General features: G+C 34.2%; 10 protein-coding genes. 4 read left to right on the forward strand and 6 right to left on the reverse strand.

The features are described 5' to 3' along the window. Nucleotides 1–38 precede the first annotated feature (38 nt). From GQ594_RS08295 to GQ594_RS08310, 4 genes are all read right to left on the reverse strand, one after another. A complete protein-coding gene (locus GQ594_RS08295) occupies nucleotides 39–365 on the reverse strand; it encodes a GNAT family N-acetyltransferase (RefSeq protein WP_160412186.1) in 327 nt (108 codons plus the stop codon). 243 nt (nucleotides 366–608) lie between these two features. Beyond that, nucleotides 609–1,799, reverse strand: a complete 1,191-nt coding sequence (locus GQ594_RS08300; protein ID WP_160412187.1) for an ABC transporter permease — start codon at nucleotides 1,797–1,799, stop codon at nucleotides 609–611. Next, nucleotides 1,796–2,956 carry an ABC transporter permease gene (locus GQ594_RS08305; protein WP_160412189.1) on the reverse strand — a complete coding sequence of 387 codons (1,161 nt, stop codon included), beginning with the start codon at nucleotides 2,954–2,956 and terminating at the stop codon, nucleotides 1,796–1,798. Before GQ594_RS08305 ends, GQ594_RS08300 begins: the two co-directional genes overlap by 4 nt. Nucleotides 2,957–2,996: 40 nt before the next feature. Next, a complete protein-coding gene (locus GQ594_RS08310; protein ID WP_160412191.1) occupies nucleotides 2,997–3,971 on the reverse strand; it encodes an HlyD family secretion protein in 975 nt (324 codons plus the stop codon). 377 nt (nucleotides 3,972–4,348) lie between these two features. On the opposite strand from GQ594_RS08310, the gene mutS reads away from it, so the two are divergent. After that, the gene (mutS, locus tag GQ594_RS08315; RefSeq protein WP_160412193.1) at nucleotides 4,349–6,907 is read left to right on the forward strand and encodes a DNA mismatch repair protein MutS; all 2,559 of its coding nucleotides are present in this window, start codon (nucleotides 4,349–4,351) and stop codon (nucleotides 6,905–6,907) included. A gap of 119 nt (nucleotides 6,908–7,026) precedes the next feature. Here mutS and dld read toward each other — a convergent pair whose 3' ends face one another. Together dld and rlmF are read right to left on the reverse strand one after the other, a co-directional pair. Continuing rightward, nucleotides 7,027–8,724 (reverse strand): D-lactate dehydrogenase, encoded by a 1,698-nt coding sequence (gene dld / locus GQ594_RS08320; RefSeq protein ID WP_160412195.1) that lies wholly within the window; start codon nucleotides 8,722–8,724, stop codon nucleotides 7,027–7,029. 177 nt (nucleotides 8,725–8,901) lie between these two features. Further along, on the reverse strand, nucleotides 8,902–9,870 hold the full coding sequence (gene rlmF, locus GQ594_RS08325; RefSeq protein WP_202112537.1) for a 23S rRNA (adenine(1618)-N(6))-methyltransferase RlmF: 969 nt from the start codon (nucleotides 9,868–9,870) through the stop codon (nucleotides 8,902–8,904). Nucleotides 9,871–10,239: 369 nt separating this feature from the next. Between rlmF and GQ594_RS08330 the strand changes: the two genes are divergently transcribed. The 3 genes from GQ594_RS08330 to yccS all read left to right on the forward strand — a co-directional run bounded on the left by GQ594_RS08330 (nucleotide 10,240) and on the right by yccS (nucleotide 16,082). Then, nucleotides 10,240–11,598, forward strand: coding sequence for a DUF262 domain-containing protein (locus GQ594_RS08330; RefSeq protein WP_202112538.1), 1,359 nt, complete (start codon nucleotides 10,240–10,242; stop codon nucleotides 11,596–11,598). Then, nucleotides 11,591–13,513, forward strand: coding sequence for a DUF262 domain-containing protein (locus GQ594_RS08335; protein ID WP_160412197.1), 1,923 nt, complete (start codon nucleotides 11,591–11,593; stop codon nucleotides 13,511–13,513). The genes GQ594_RS08330 and GQ594_RS08335 overlap by 8 nt, the downstream gene beginning before the upstream one ends. A gap of 424 nt (nucleotides 13,514–13,937) precedes the next feature. Beyond that, a complete protein-coding gene (yccS, locus tag GQ594_RS08340; protein ID WP_160412199.1) occupies nucleotides 13,938–16,082 on the forward strand; it encodes a YccS family putative transporter in 2,145 nt (714 codons plus the stop codon). The last annotated feature ends 104 nt before the right edge of the window (nucleotides 16,083–16,186 follow it).

Genomic DNA, 16,186 nt, shown 5'->3' on the forward strand with positions numbered 1-16,186 from the left:
ACTATGCTTAATTAGTCCTGCTCAAATGAAATTTTATATTATTCGTCATGTAGTTTTAAAAAATAATAGACAAACTGATCATCAATTTTATAATTTAATTTTTCATACAAAGCTCTTGCTTTGTAATTTTCGACTGATGCACATAATAAAATGCCACTATATCCAGAATTACTTGCAAAATTTTTTACTTTTTCCATTAATTGAGTTGCAACATTATGCCTTCTGTAACTTTTTATAATATATAAATCATTTAAAATTATAGTTGGTGATATGGATAAAGAAGGATAAGAAAAATATAGCTGTGTAAAACCACATGCTATTTTATTATCGTAAGCAAGAAAAATTATTGAATCATTGTTGATCAATCTTTCTCTAATGAATCTCTTTGATTCAGAATAACAACTTTTAATACCATAAAATTCTCAATATTCAGAAAGAAGTAATGATATATCATCAAGTTCGTCTAATGTCCCTTGCACTATATTAAATGAAATACTCATCAGTTTATAAAACTTCCTAATCACACTTTAGTTAAAAGTATTTTTAATACTAAACTGATAATTATTTTTAGTCAGATAAAAATAAGAATTACTTTTTAACAGAAATTATTAATCATTTTTATTAACATCCATAACAAACGTCTTCTTGATATAACGTTTTTCTAAAATAAAGGCGATAATAAAATAGATAATCGTCAATACCCACAAATGCCAATATTGCTGACTAAACTCAGAAAAGCTTGCACCCATTTGATTAATTTTTACAGAACCAACAATAGCGGGTACTGCTGGAAATATATAATCAATTAACTGGAACAACGAAGGCATCAATTCTTTTGGCCAAGATAGTCCGGTAACAAAAAATATAATCATACTTGACGGTATAATTAAACAAAAAACATCACTAACTGTATGAACAAAATGTGATACCACTTTACCTAATAACGCCGTAGAAAAAATAAAAGGAATAATAAACGACAAGGAAACGAAGATATTACCTAAGCGTGGCAAGTTATACCAATAATTAGCAAATACGGTATAGATAATAAAATAGATCAAATAAAGTACTAAATAAGTGAACAATTTACCTGAAAGTAGCAATAGCGCTGAAGATGTAGCATTACTTTGTTGATTAATAAATGTTGTTTCAAAATCAGAATTTTTGCTGAATAAACGACACAATATGCTACCAATAAGTAATGTTTGATATAAAATCAAAATAAAGGCAGCTGGAATAATATAAGTTGCATAACCAGATTGCGGGTTAAATAAACTAATCAGCTGAGTGCTAAAAGGCGAAACATTACTTGTTGCAACAGCAGGATCAACGCCTTGAGCTATTTTGCGTGAAATCGAAATTTTAGCACCAAAATTACTAGCTACAGTATTAATAGCCGTTGCCACATTACTATAAATCAAAATATAACTAGCATCGCCATAATATAAAACAGTACTCGTTTTCCCCGCTAAAATATGTTGCTGAAAACGATAAGGTATCAATACTACACCATATATTTTGCGTTCTTCAATCAGTTTTTTAGCTGTCTGTAAATCTGTAATGTGCAAATCTGTTTCAATAGATTTATTTGCATCAATCTGCCTAACTAGCTCTCGGCTATAATTAGTATTATCTTGGTCAATAACAGCGATAGGAACATCACGTATCGCTTCATGTAAATAAGGTTGAGGATAAAAAAAGAAATAGATAAATATTCCCAAAAACATAACACTAAGTATCGCTTTGGTTTGAAATATTCGCTTTAATTCATCATAGGAAATTAATAGTAAAGATTTAATCATATTAACCGCCTACGAATTTTTCGTAAATGAAGCATAATAAGCATTGATACAATACTGAATTGAATCAGTAAATAAATAAATGGTTCTAATGAAGTCATCATATTTGGTGCCCTGAGTGTTTGATCAAGGCGAATCTGTATATACCATGTCACGGGTAATAAAGCCCCCCAAACATAAGCAAAAGTATTCATGGCAATACGAGGGAAAATAAGTCCTGTAAAACCAAAACTAGGCGATGCAACTAAACTTGCAGTACCATATGCCTGCGCTAATGTTGAACCAGTTAACCCAAAAAAAATCCCATATAAACATGACGTCAAGATAAAACATATATCACCGAATATAAGCAACATCAAATATCCATTCAATGGTAAATTAAAATAGGCGATTAAAACGCTATCAAATAAAATTAGGCAAAATAAAAAATAACTAAAATAAGGAGTAATGCGCCCTACTAAAAAAGTAAAAATGTTGTAATTAGCTAATTGTAATGTTTTTTGGTAGCTTGTTCCGTCAAAGCGATCACGAGTGATACTAGTAACCATTGCTATCATAATAATAATCTGCAAAATGGTAGGGATTAAACCACTCATTAATGTATATAGGTAATTTAATGTTGGGTTAAATAATGGATGTAAATTAGTTGGAACCGTTTTCATTTGACTTTGTGCAACAGGTAAAGCAACTCCATTTTCTAATAATCCTTGCAATACAATTTGACTATTAGCTGTTTTTAATGCTGTGCTCATGGCCCGAAAAATAATGGTGCCAGCAGACATATATTGATTATTATAAAAAGCGACTACTTCAGGTTGGCGTCCAGCTATAAGATCCTTTTCAAACTGAGGCTGAATAAAAAGTACTGCATAAACATCCCCTTTAATCAAAGCATGTTTAGCAGAGGAAAGATCTTGATAACGTTTAGCCACCTGTAATTGTGGAGAAGCAGCTACCTGTTGAATTAATAAACGTGATGATTTAGTTGTGTCTTGATCAACAACAGCAATAGGTACCTGAGTAATAACACCGGCATGGTACATATAAAGAAATAAAAAAATAAATAATAAAGGGTAGATAAAAACTAGTAAAAACAAAAATCGTTGTTTCACTAATTTACTCAGTTCCCATCTAATCACTTGTAATAGCGAACTAGACATGAATGCCGTCCTTTTGCGTAAGATGACCAGATTAATTATGTTAATGAGGTTGCCATTTTGTGGTAACACTCATTCCTGGACGTAGACCTGCCACTTTATTGATTGGTTTTGCACGCATTTCAAAGGTTTTTAGATCAAAGTCACCGGTTGCCTTAGTCGCCTGCCAATTAGCATATTGACCTAAAGCATTTAATACCGTAACTTTAACATCAATAACTTGATTATTTAATGCAGGAACTTTTACCTGAAACTTATCACCGACTTTAATATTTCCTAATAAATCTTCGCGAATATTGAAAGTAAACCAAATATCGTTTAAATCAATAATAGAATAAAGAGGAGTTCCTAGGCTATACAACTGCCCTGTTTCAGCAACTCGTGTAGTAATTTGACCACTAATAGGAGCAATCAAAGTTAATTCATTAACATCTGCTTTTACTTGCGCTAAAGCAGCTTTTGATTGTTCTACTTGAGTATCAGCTAATTTCTTCTGTTCTATGCTACTACCATTTTCAGCCAATGTCAGATTAGCTTTAGCTGCTTCATAAGCCTTGACAGCTGCTTGATATTGATTAAACGATTCATCATAGTTTTGCTTTGAAACCGTTCCATTTTTGACTAAACGATTAATTCGGTCATAACTAGCTTGAGCTAAAGCTAAATCCGATTTTGCTTTATCTAATTGAGCCTTTTGCACATCAATTGTTTCTGGCCTAGTACTATACGTCGTATCGCGACTTGCTATTGCCACATTTAATTGTGCTTCAGCGGTTGCAAGCTGAGCTAATAATGCAGGACTTGAAAGAGTAAGAAGCGTATCCCCCTTTTTAACATCATCCCCAACATCATAATTAAATTGAATCACTCGACCTTGTACTCTAGCGGCGACATCAACACGGTTAGATTCAACTTCACCCTGTAATATAATGGTACTAGGTTGATTAGCAAAATAGATAATAACTATAACCATAACGATCATAATAGCTACAATCAAAGAAAGACGTTTTTTTTGCATAAATTATATTTATAAATGATTAGTGTAAAGCTAGAATAAGATTATTCGCAATAATATAAAGCGAAATATTAAATTACGCAATAAAATATAATGTTGTAACATTAATCCTTCTTAAAAACTATACAGCTTATAGTAAAATAATCAACTTACAGAAATAACTTTATATCCTATAAAATTGATTTATTGACTCTCTTTTTCTTTTTGGGATCATATATAATGATACAATCATAAAAGACAAAATTCTTTTTAATAAAATTTATTACAGCTTTTATTACAGTTACAAATACAATTTAATGATAAAACTTGATAAGTTTTGAAATAACCTTAACAAAAAAAACATAATAATATGAATTTTAAACATAAAAAGAAAAACCACCATGACTAATAAAGACAATTTAGCCAGCCACACCCCAATGATGCAGCAGTATTTAAAACTTAAAGCTGAAAACCCTGATATTTTATTGTTTTATCGTATGGGTGATTTTTATGAGATGTTTTATGATGATGCTAAACGGGCATCAGAGCTTTTAGATATTTCGCTAACTAAACGTGGTTCTTCAAATGGTGAACCAATTCCAATGGCTGGTGTGCCCTATCATGCGGTTGAAAGTTATTTAGCTAAGTTAATTTCGCTAGGCGAATCCGTTGCTATTTGTGAACAAGTTGGTGATCCTGCGACAAGTAAAGGACCAGTTGAACGAAAAATTGTCCGTATTGTGACGCCCGGAACCGTCAGTGACGAATTATTACTAGAAGATCGCAAAGACAATTTACTGGCTTCAATTTGGCAACATAAAAAACATTATGGCTATGCCACGCTTGATATTAGTTCTGGTCGCTTTTATGTTTTTGAATGCGATAGCTTTGAAGCAATGCAAGCTGAACTGCAACGAACAAGTCCAGTTGAATTGTTATATCCTGAAGATTTTGAATCGATGCCTTTAATTGAACATCGCCATGGTTTGCGTCGTCGTCCACAATGGGATTTTGATCTAGAAACAGCAAAGCAACAACTCAATTTACAATTTGGTACGAATGATTTAGTCAGTTTTGGCGTAGAGGCATGCCAATATGCACTTTGTGCTGCTGGTTGTTTATTGCAATACGTTAAAGATACCCAACGCACAGCTCTACCTCATATACGTTCAATTATCAAACAGTCAACATATGACTTTGTGATATTAGATGCCGCAACTCGTCACAACTTAGAAATCACCGAAAACTTATCAGGCAGTACATCAAATACGGTTGCAGAGGTATTAGATAAAACACAAACCCCAATGGGTAGCCGAATGCTTAAACGCTGGTTGCATTCACCGATTCGTCATATTGAAACTTTGCAAAACCGCCAAGATGCCATTGCTGAATTACAACAACATATTGATGACGCATTACCATTATTAAAACAAATGGGCGATCTTGAACGTGTTTTAGCAAGACTGGCGCTACACACAGCTCGCCCACGGGATTTTGCGCGTTTGCGTGATGCCTATAATTTATTGCCACAATTACATTTTTTATTAGGACAATTTAGTTCGCCTTATTTACAAACTTTACGAACCAAAATTAACCAATTCGATCATATTGCCACGTTATTAAATAGTGCAATTGTTGAAACGCCACCCGCTATTATTCGTGATGGCGGTGTGATGGCAACAGGCTACAATAGTGAATTAGACGAATTGCGTAATCTTGCCGATGGCGCAACCAATTACCTTGAACAGCTTGAAATAAGAGAACGTGAATCACTTGGCATTGATACGTTAAAAGTTGGATTTAATGCAGTACATGGTTATTACATCCAAATTAGTCGTGGACAAAGCCACCTAGCGCCAATTCATTATACTAGGCGCCAAACATTGAAAAATGTGGAACGTTATATTATCCCTGAACTCAAAGAATACGAAGATAAAGTGCTTACCTCAAAAGGTCGAGCATTAGCGCTTGAAAAGCAGCTATACGAACAACTATTTGATCAATTAATGCCAGACTTAGCTGATATGCAAACGAGTGCTGAAGCAATTGCAGAGCTTGATGTTTTAACTAATCTTGCCGAACGAGCACTAACGCTTAATTATCAACGCCCAACATTATCAACACAAGCAGGTATTAAGATCAAAGACGGACGTCATATTGTTATTGAACAAGTTCTACAAACACCGTTTATTCGCAATTCGCTGCACCTTTCACCTGCAAGGAGAATGCTGATTATTACTGGCCCGAATATGGGTGGAAAGAGCACTTACATGCGCCAAGCGGCATTGATTGTTCTACTTGCTTACATTGGTAGCTTTGTTCCTGCATCAAAAGCAGTAATTGGACCTGTTGATCGTATTTTTACCCGTATTGGGGCTTCTGATGATTTAGCTTCGGGGCGCTCTACCTTTATGGTAGAAATGACCGAAACAGCCAACATTATGCATAATGCGACAGAACAAAGCCTTGTTTTAATGGACGAAATTGGTCGAGGAACTTCAACTTATGATGGGCTTTCACTTGCTTGGGCCTGTGCTGAAAATCTTGCCAACGAGATCAAATCAATGACACTATTTGCCACGCACTACTTCGAACTCACACAACTTCCTGAGCATATGCAAGGCGTTTATAACATCCACTTTGATGCCATTGAACATGACAACACAGTGGCTTTTATCCACGAAGTATCAGAAGGTGCTGCTAGCAAAAGTTTCGGTATTGCCGTTGCCGGGCTTGCTGGTGTACCTAAACCGATTTTGAAACGTGCTAAACAAAAATTAAAAGAGTTAGAAGTCATCTCAAAACAATCGGCTAATAGTAATGTCGACCAATCTCAACTCTCCTTTATTGACGAACCTGAACAGTCAGAAGTTGAAGAAGCCTTAAAACAGATCGACCCTGATGCATTAACGCCAAAACAAGCATTAGAGATGTTATATCAACTAAAAAAATTACTGTGATTAAATAGTATGATAGTGAGGTTATCGCATTATGATACTAAAATAAAAAACCACTAGGTGGATTCCTAGCGGTTTTTTATTGTTAATAACCACTAAAATTTAACAGTAACAACAAGGAATTAAACCCAATTTTTCTTCTTAGAGGTTTTACCTATACCTGGGTTAAGGCTATTTGTCGGATCAAGTTCTTGATAGAATTTTTTCAAATCCGCATTGGCATGATATAAATGCCCAACATTATGCTCGGCTGGGTATTGTGCACCACGCTGATCAAGCAATGCTAAAATCTGTTCCTTAACTTTATTACAATCCACCCCTTTTTTTGCAATATAATCTTGATGAAACACATAACAAAAAAAGTGTCCATAATACATTTTGTAAACGAAATTTTGATCGACGTTTTCTGGTAATGTTTCAAACCAATCGGTATCATTACGCTTTAATGCAATATCTAATGCAACGATATCTTCTACCGTTTTGCTATGTACATTACGATAAGACGTTGCCGCACCTGCTGCTGCAAAACGGTGTAGCATGGCTGCTTCGGCTTCTCTTTCGTTACATAAAAAGTAATTACCACTTCTATTTTGAAAATAGTCTTTCAAAAAAGTCTCGGCTTCTGCAATTCCATCATCTGCCATTTTTAAAATAAGATGATGTTCATAACGATCACGATAATCACGCATTGATTTTGGTAAATGATTTGGCAAAAATTTGCAAACAAAGATAGAAAATCGATCCGAAAAATTCTTTGGAAAAAATGGAATTTTAGCCGTAACACGATCAACAAAATTTTTAAAAGCAAACATGCGTGGCATCATATCCGTACCTAGCTTTTTAATAGCTAAAAAGGACGGTTTGCCATAAACTGCGGCAATATCGAATGCCACGCGATGAATATACTCCCCCGACACTGGTAACGTTTTAAATTGACCTAAAATATGTCGACGAATACCATTTAATTCGTTGATATCATTTGTACCTATGTAAAATACGGCTGATTTTTTTTCTAGAGGAAAAGTATCAAGCCGTACAGCAAAAACCATCAAACGCCCAGCACTGCCAGAGGCTTCATAATGACGAGCAGGATCGGCATTATACCGTGCAGGCGTATCAGCATCAATTTCACGAACATGATCACAATAATGATGATCATGGCCTAAGCCTGCATCACGCTTAATGTCTTTATCACTATAAGCATGACTTTGCAGATTTTGCAAAATCGTTTCTGGATCATCGCCTAGCTCAATACCTAAATGATTTACCAAGTGCAACTGACCTTGCGCATCTAATTGAGCAAACACAGCCATTTGCGTATAAGCAGGACCACGCTGAATAAGCGCACCACCCGAATTATTACATACACCTCCCATCACAGATGCACCAATGCAAGATGACCCAATAACCGAGTGAGGACCTCGATGATATTTTTTTAACTCTTTTTCCAACCTAAATAACGTACTACCTGGCAAACAAACAACTTGTTCACCATTTTCAATCACATTAATGCCATCCAAACGGCGAGTACTGACAATTACAATAGGACGATCATAATCATTACCATCCGGTGTTGAGCCCCCTGTTAAGCCTGTATTTGCTGATTGTGTAATAACAATTACATCCGCCTCAACACACGCTTTTAACACTTGCCACTGCTCAACTAACGTTCCGGGCAACACAACAGCCAATGCATCACCTTCACCAAAACGAATACCTTGGCGATAAGGTAGCGTATGGTTAGGATTCGTTAACGTGTATTTCTGTCCAACAATACCTTGTAGCTGCTCAATGAGCTGAGCTGTTTGATTACTATTCATATCGGTATTTCCTATGCTTATTGAAGATTAAGGTGAGTTAATAGTGGTGATTAAATAATAACCTATCTTAACCAAAAGCAAGACAATAAGCTATCGGAATTTTTATAGAGATGAACTAAACGTACTCAAGCAATATTTCATCAAAAAATCATTTAAAAAAATATTTAGTTATAATTTTTAAACCTCTATTTTTGAGGTGTTTTTTGATAAAAGTTGTTGGCGTTCATGTTGATTAAAGAAAGTCCATGCGACAAATCGGCTGATTTTTTGCCCCTGAGCCATAGGAACAATATGGCTTTCAACAACATTGGCTTGTTTTAATTTTTTGTTGATTACCGACAAGGTCTCTTTTTTCGACACTAATGAAGTAAACCACAAGCATTGAGTTTTATATTGAATACTTTCGTTAATCATATTACTAATAAAAGCACTTTCACCACCTTGACACCAAAGTTCGGCATGTTGCCCACCAAAATTAAGCACAGTTTTTTGAGTGGAATGCGTTAACTTGCCTAACTTCTTCAGTTTGGTTTGCGTACTTGCCAACGCATCTTGTGCTGAAGCATGAAAAGGCGGATTACACAGCGTTAAGGTATAAAACTCGTTAGGTTTAATAATATGCCTAAAAATCGCTTTATAGTCTTTTTGTAATCGACACCGCAAAGTGCTTTTTAATAGCGCATTAGCTTGTGTTATTAACGAAGCAACTTTGATCGCCACAGGATTAATATCACTCCCAACAAATGACCAACCATATTCGGCACAACCAATAATAGGATAAATCACATTGGCACCAACGCCGATATCCAATACATGAATTTGCTTACCTGTAGGGACATGATTTTGATTGTCTCGCGCTAATAAGTCAGCTAAATGGTGAATATAATCCGCTCTACCAGGAATGGGCGGGCATAAATAACCGTCAGGAATATCCCAATAACTCACCTGATAATAGCTAAACAACAAAGCTTTGTTTAACATTTTAACCGCCATCGGATCGGCAAAATCGATCGATAAATTGCCATAGGGATTCTGATTTACATAGTGAGATAGCTCAGGCAGTATATTGATAAGTTTTGCAAAATCATAACCGTCTTGATGTTTGTTTCGGCAATGTAATTGAGGCTTTTTTAATGACGTTTGCACGATTGTCCTATTTTATTCAAAATCAAATAACCGCTATTATAACGGCTTAACGACAATATATGAAAACTGAACAGATAAATTAATCAAATTGATACTAATTAGTGTTGTTTTTTAATAAAAAACGTTCAGGAAAGGTATTGATTTTATTGAAGTTTTTTTGACGATATAATTTAAAAAAGTTGAATAAAATCAATACCTTTCCTGACTGGTTGTGGGTGTATCTTCTTAATAAATGTTTAACATAAAACACACTAAAACCTATTAAATAATTTCAATAATATAACGCTTATAAATCGGTTTTTGAAAATAAGTGTGTTAATTCTGTACGTTTGAAATGGTAATATTTGCTAAAATGAACAACAAAGGCTAATGGCAAGCAACGACTGCTTAGAGTGTTTAGTAATGGCAATTATTTCTTATCAAGTTCAAACAATTTCAGATTTATTAAATCTGGCTTTAACTATTCCGGAATATCAACGTCCATATAAATGGGATACCAGACATGTTAATCAATTGATCGATGACATTTTAGCTTATAAAAAAAAGACGCGTTATCGCTTAGGTACAGTAGTGCTTCATCAAGAAAAAGAGGTAAAATTCAATATTGTCGATGGTCAGCAACGATTATTAACGTTAACATTAATTTGTACAATTTTAGGGGAAAATCAAAAAACAGTAACTTCAAACTTATTGAAAACCCGTTTTACTTCTCCTGTTAGTATCAAAAAACTCAAGAATAATACTCAAGTCATTTATAGCCGATTTGCTAACTTAGATAACCACGATAAACAACAACTGCTTTCCTTTATTTTGAATCAATGTGAGCTGATAACAATAACGCTCGATGACCTTAATAAAGCTTTTCAGTTTTTTGATTCACAAAATATCCGTGGCAAGGCACTCGCACCGCATGATTTACTCAAAGCATATCACCTTCGTGAAATGATGGATAACACAGAACAAATCGATAGGATAAAACATGTCGAGCTGTGGGAACAAAGCATAAATCCTTATAATAATTTACCTAACCTAAATACTATTATAGGAGAATTTTTATTCCGTATTCGCTGTTGGATAGAGGGCGATTGTGGTATTCAATTTAGTCGTCATCATATTGATGTGTTTAAAGGAATCAGCCTTGGCGATATCAACTATCCCTATATGAATCCTATGTATATTACTGATAACGCAATAAAAAACGATAATGCCGTTTTAGTAAATCGAGGGAGTAAACAGTACCAGTCGTATCCATTTCAGATTGATCAGGTATTGATCAACGGTAAGCATTTTTTTGAGTATATTCAGCATTATATCGCCATGTATTGTAAATTATTCATAGATGAAGACGCATTACTTAAAGGGTTTGTGGACAAGTACACCGTATATGAAAACAGTAACAGAAAGGGAGATCGTTATGTCAAAAATTTGTTTATGTGCACCATTTTGTATTATTACGATAAATTTGGTGATGTTGAATTAAAACAAGCTGCCAAAATTTGCTATTGTTGGAGTTATTTTTTACGATTAAAGTTACAATTAATCAGTATGCAGTCTATAGATAACCATGCTAAGGCAGCCAATGGCTTATTTCGAGTTATTCGTAAAGCACTTCACCCTCAGCAAATACTTAACTTTATTCCTCCATATAACACAAAAATTCGATTTAAAAATGCACCAAGTGTTGAAAATGCAATAAAAACCATGATAAATGGAGGGCGCGATGAATAAAAATGTCACTCCTTCTCAAGATCAAGCACTTACCTTATTGAATATTAAAGCGCTTTTTACCGAATCCGCTCAATACGTTATCCCCATTTATCAGCGAAATTACGCTTGGGGAGTAATCGAAATAGAGCAATTAATTCAAGATATCTATGATGTATCGACTAATGATACTAAAGGCACCCCCTCCTATTTCCTTGGCTGTTTAATTGTTTATGAACGCAAAAATCAACCCTATGACGGTAAAAAGAGTTATGAAATAATCGATGGACAGCAACGCCATACCACGTTATGCATTTTATTAGCTTATTTAAAAAATGAATTAGCAATAAATGATGATGAGTTGAACCATTTAACGTTCAATTTAACATTTGATAGTCGTCCTCGTTCAATCAATGCGTTTAAAAATCTGTATACCAATGGAATAAACTGTGACATTGAAGAGCCAAATATATACTCCGCTTATAATATTATTGATCGCTACTTTAAAACACATAAAGTCAATATTGAACAGTTTTATCGCTATTTATTTGAAAATGTTAAATTATTGAGAATAACCGTACCTCACGATACGGATCTAAACCATTACTTCGAAATCATCAATAACCGTGGTGAACAGCTTGAAAAGCACGAAGTACTCAAAGCCAAAATGCTTTCTGAGTGTGCTAAGGATGCTAAAGTTCGTCACTGTTTTTCAACAATTTGGGATGCTTGTTCCAATATGGACGGTTTTGTTCTACTTAATTTTAGTGCAGATATAAGATCAGCAATTTTTGGTAAAGATTGGAGCGATTTTCCAAACTCTTTTGCCGATATTCAGGCTCATTTATCACAATCAAGTTCAATACAAAATGGCGTGACGATTGAGGATATTATTGCTGATAAGCGCTTCCACCCTATCGATACCGATAATAATCTTGAAAAAAAAGAAAGGTTCGGCTCAATTATTGATTTTTCAAACTTCTTGTTACATGTTTTAAAGTTAACCATAAATAATCAGACGAAAACGTCACAAAACAATAAAATGCAACAAGGCGATGAGGTTTCGCTAGATGATAAAAAATTATTGAAACAATTTTACTATTCAAACAACAAATTAAAAGTCGAACCGACAGAATTTGCCTTTAATCTATTAAAATATCGAGTTTTGTTTGATCGTTATATAGTAAAAAAAGACACAGAAAACCGATGGTGCTTACTCACATTAAAAAAATACACAAATGACTTTAATTATGTCAACACTTTTGATGCAATTAATGAACAATTGGTGATGCTTCTTTCCATGTTTGATGTATCTAACCCGTCTTCGACATATAAACGCTGGTTGTATCGAGCGCTTGAAATTTTAAATAAAATTGCCGATAAAAAAGCGCTGATTGACAGTCCTCTAAATTATTTAGAAAAGCTAGAAAAAATAAGCCAAGAGTACCTAAGTGAAATTTGTAAAATAAATGGCAACTTTAGTGATGACAAACTACATCAAGGAACAAAAGTACACAATTTTATTTTTAACCTATTGGACTACTTGCTTTGGAGACACTTGTCAGAAGGTAAACGTTTTAATGGTTTAGGTAAATCCGAATTGGGTGACCACTTTGATAATTTTCAATTTACTGTCCGCTCTTCGGTAGAGCATTATTTTCCACAAACCGATCCATCGGGAGCAAAAGTCATGAAAAATGTGGATAGGTTTGGCAATCTTTGTCTTATTTCGCCTAGTACAAACTCAAGGCTCAGCAACTATTCTCCTGCCGATAAAAAGAAGTTTTATCGTGAGAAAAATAGAATAGAGAGCTTAAAACAAGCAATTATGATAAGTTACAACGATTGGGGACCTGAAGGACAAGGTCTTGAAAATATAAAAAAACACGAAGAAGAAATGATTAATATTTTGCGCAGTTTTATGTTTATCCCTGCCTAGTCAGGCTTAAATCCGAGCGCTTAGTTCTTTTCTATATTGACCTTGATTAACACCATCAACCCAACAAGCATTAAGGCTAAACGCTAAGATCTAAGGTATGCAAAAATTACACTACTTTAACAGCTCAATAGTATCATACTGATTTAAATAATTTAATAATCAAAAGCGTTATTAATAAGTGAATTATTAAGATATTTTTCTTTTCCAAATACAAATTTCCCATACCACTACGCCCAATTCATTGCGTTCAACAAAATAAAAAAAAGGCTTATCTTACGAGAAAATCCAGAAAATATATTGATTTTATTTATATTTTTTTGTTGTTATTTTTTAACAAAAAACTACCAGTAATGACACACTCTTCCCCAAGCTTCCTCAATATAGTATCCTATTAACTATTATCTCATTTAAAGTTCATATACCCGTGCACGCATTCATTTTTGCTTTACGCAAAGTCTTTTATAGCAGTAATCTTCTTTTTAGTCTTCGAATGTTAATTAGTTTGACTGGGTCAACCTTGGTTCCTTGGTATTTTGGACAAACATCCTTAGTTATTCCGCTTACACTTGGCGTGGTGGCTGCAGGTTTAACCGAGATCGATACCCGTTTATTAAGTCGCTGTATTAATTTAGTTCTTACACTAATCTGTTTTGCTATTGCGACTTTTTCGGTTGAGTTGTTATTTGATGAGCCTGTGTTTTTTATTGTTGGTTTGGTGTCTTCGACGTTCATTTTTATTATGCTTGGTTCGCTTGGACAGCGTTATGGCGTGATTGCCTTTGGGTCACTTTTGATTGCTGCTTATACTATGCTTGGGCATAATCTATACACTGACAATTATACGCTGCCTTGTTTTTTATTGCTTGGTGCGCTTTGGTATAATGTTGTTTCATTAATTGAATCTATTATCCAACCCATTCGTACAACCCAACAATCGCTATCACAGTGTTTTATTCATTTAGCACAATATCTTGATGCTAAAGCCGCTATGTTCGATCCTGATGAATCGGATGGTTTTAAAAAACAAACATTGCAATTAAATAATGCTAATAATCAACTTATTAGTGCATTCAACAACGCTAAGCGTTCATTGTTTAATCGATTAAAAAGCTATCGTGGTCAAGCTTATATTAGAAAACTACTCAGCTATTATTTTGTAGCGCAAGATATTCATGAGCGAGCTAGTTCAGCGCATGGACATTATCAAGCACTGAGTGTTCATTTTAAGCATAGTGATATTTTATTTCGATTTGCACGTATTTTAAATTTGCAGGCTAAAGCATGTGCTCAGTTGGCAATAGCAATTAAATTAAATCAAACTTATCAGCATGATCCGTTATTTTCACGCTATTTTTCTTATCTTCAAGAAGCAATTAATCAATATCACACTAGTAGTAACTCTAATATGCTAATGGTTAAGGCTATCAAAAGTTTACATCAAAATTTGTTATCTATCGATTTGTTACTTGCCAATATTGATACAGAACAGCATCTGTCAAAAGAGCAAGAAGATAACCAGTTAATTGATGAAGAGTTAACTTGTTTCCATGATGTTTTTGTTAAAATTAAAAGTAATTTGACCGTTAAGTCAGCACTATTTCGCCATGCAATTCGTATGTGTTTGGTATTTTTTGTGGGATATATGATTATTTATGCTTCTGATTTGTCGCATGGATATTGGGTTATTTTGACTAGCTTGTTTGTGTGCCAACCAAACTATTCCACGACAAAACATCGGTTAAAATTACGCGTACTAGGGACGATTTTGGGGATTGTTGTGGGAATTCCGTTAACATTTTTATTCCCAAGTATACCCGAGCAGTTGGTATTAATTATTATTACTGGTTGGCTGTTTTTTCTATTTAAGAATTCACAATACGCTTATGCAACTGCATTTATTACGTTGCTGGTGTTTTTTAGTTTTAGTTTGATTGGTGAAAGCAGTATTGAAGTTGCGGTTTTACGCATTATTGCAACGTTAATTGGTTGTTTTATTGCTTGGTTTGCTGTGAGCTTTATTTGGCCTGATTGGCAGTTTAGAAATTTGCCTAAACTTGTCGATCGTGTCTGCCATGATGATAGTCATTATTTGGCGTTAATTGGTCGTCAATATCTGACTGGAAAAACTAATGATGTCATGTATCGTTTGGCAAGGCGTGCAGCACATGATAGTAATGCAGATTTATCATCATTAATTAGTTTAATGACCAAGGAACCCCATATGAATCCTGTCGTTATTGATAAAGGATTTCGTTTATTAACACTAAATCATACATTGATTAGTTATCTTTCAACTTTAGGTGCACACCGCGATAAACCGCTTTCAAAACAGACGTTCGAGCTATTTGATGATCTGTCGGTCTATATTATTAATCTATTAAATGATAAAAAGATCGACAGCGAATACCAAGCTATTAAAAAATCCGTTACTGATTATATTGAAACAATTTCAGTCAATTCAGTAGATGACGATAAAGCCAATAATGATCTGTTAGTTATGCAACAATTGGCTTTGATTTTGGATATTTTGCCGGAGGTTGTCATGCTTGCAAATGAATTAGAACATTAAATAGGTTAATAAGGAAATTGACCTTTAAGCCACGTTACTAGCATTTGAGGAATAATTCATTTCTTTTTTCATATTAAAAATGTTATATGCCCAAAATATAAATT

The organism is Gilliamella sp. Pra-s52 (assembly GCF_009795805.1).
Lineage (GTDB): Bacteria > Pseudomonadota > Gammaproteobacteria > Enterobacterales > Orbaceae > Gilliamella.

Excerpts from the sequence above, each read along its gene's own strand:
- GQ594_RS08300 (WP_160412187.1), bottom strand. The coding sequence starts at position 1,799 with ATGATTAAATCTTTACTATTAATTTCCTATGATGAATTAAAGCGAATA.
- GQ594_RS08310 (WP_160412191.1), bottom strand. The coding sequence starts at position 3,971 with ATGCAAAAAAAACGTCTTTCTTTGATTGTAGCTATTATGATCGTTATG.
- GQ594_RS08330 (WP_202112538.1), top strand. The coding sequence starts at position 10,240 with ATGGCAAGCAACGACTGCTTAGAGTGTTTAGTAATGGCAATTATTTCT.
- dld (WP_160412195.1), bottom strand. The coding sequence starts at position 8,724 with ATGAATAGTAATCAAACAGCTCAGCTCATTGAGCAGCTACAAGGTATT.
- GQ594_RS08305 (WP_160412189.1), bottom strand. The coding sequence starts at position 2,956 with ATGTCTAGTTCGCTATTACAAGTGATTAGATGGGAACTGAGTAAATTA.
- mutS (WP_160412193.1), top strand. The coding sequence starts at position 4,349 with ATGACTAATAAAGACAATTTAGCCAGCCACACCCCAATGATGCAGCAG.
- GQ594_RS08335 (WP_160412197.1), top strand. The coding sequence starts at position 11,591 with ATGAATAAAAATGTCACTCCTTCTCAAGATCAAGCACTTACCTTATTG.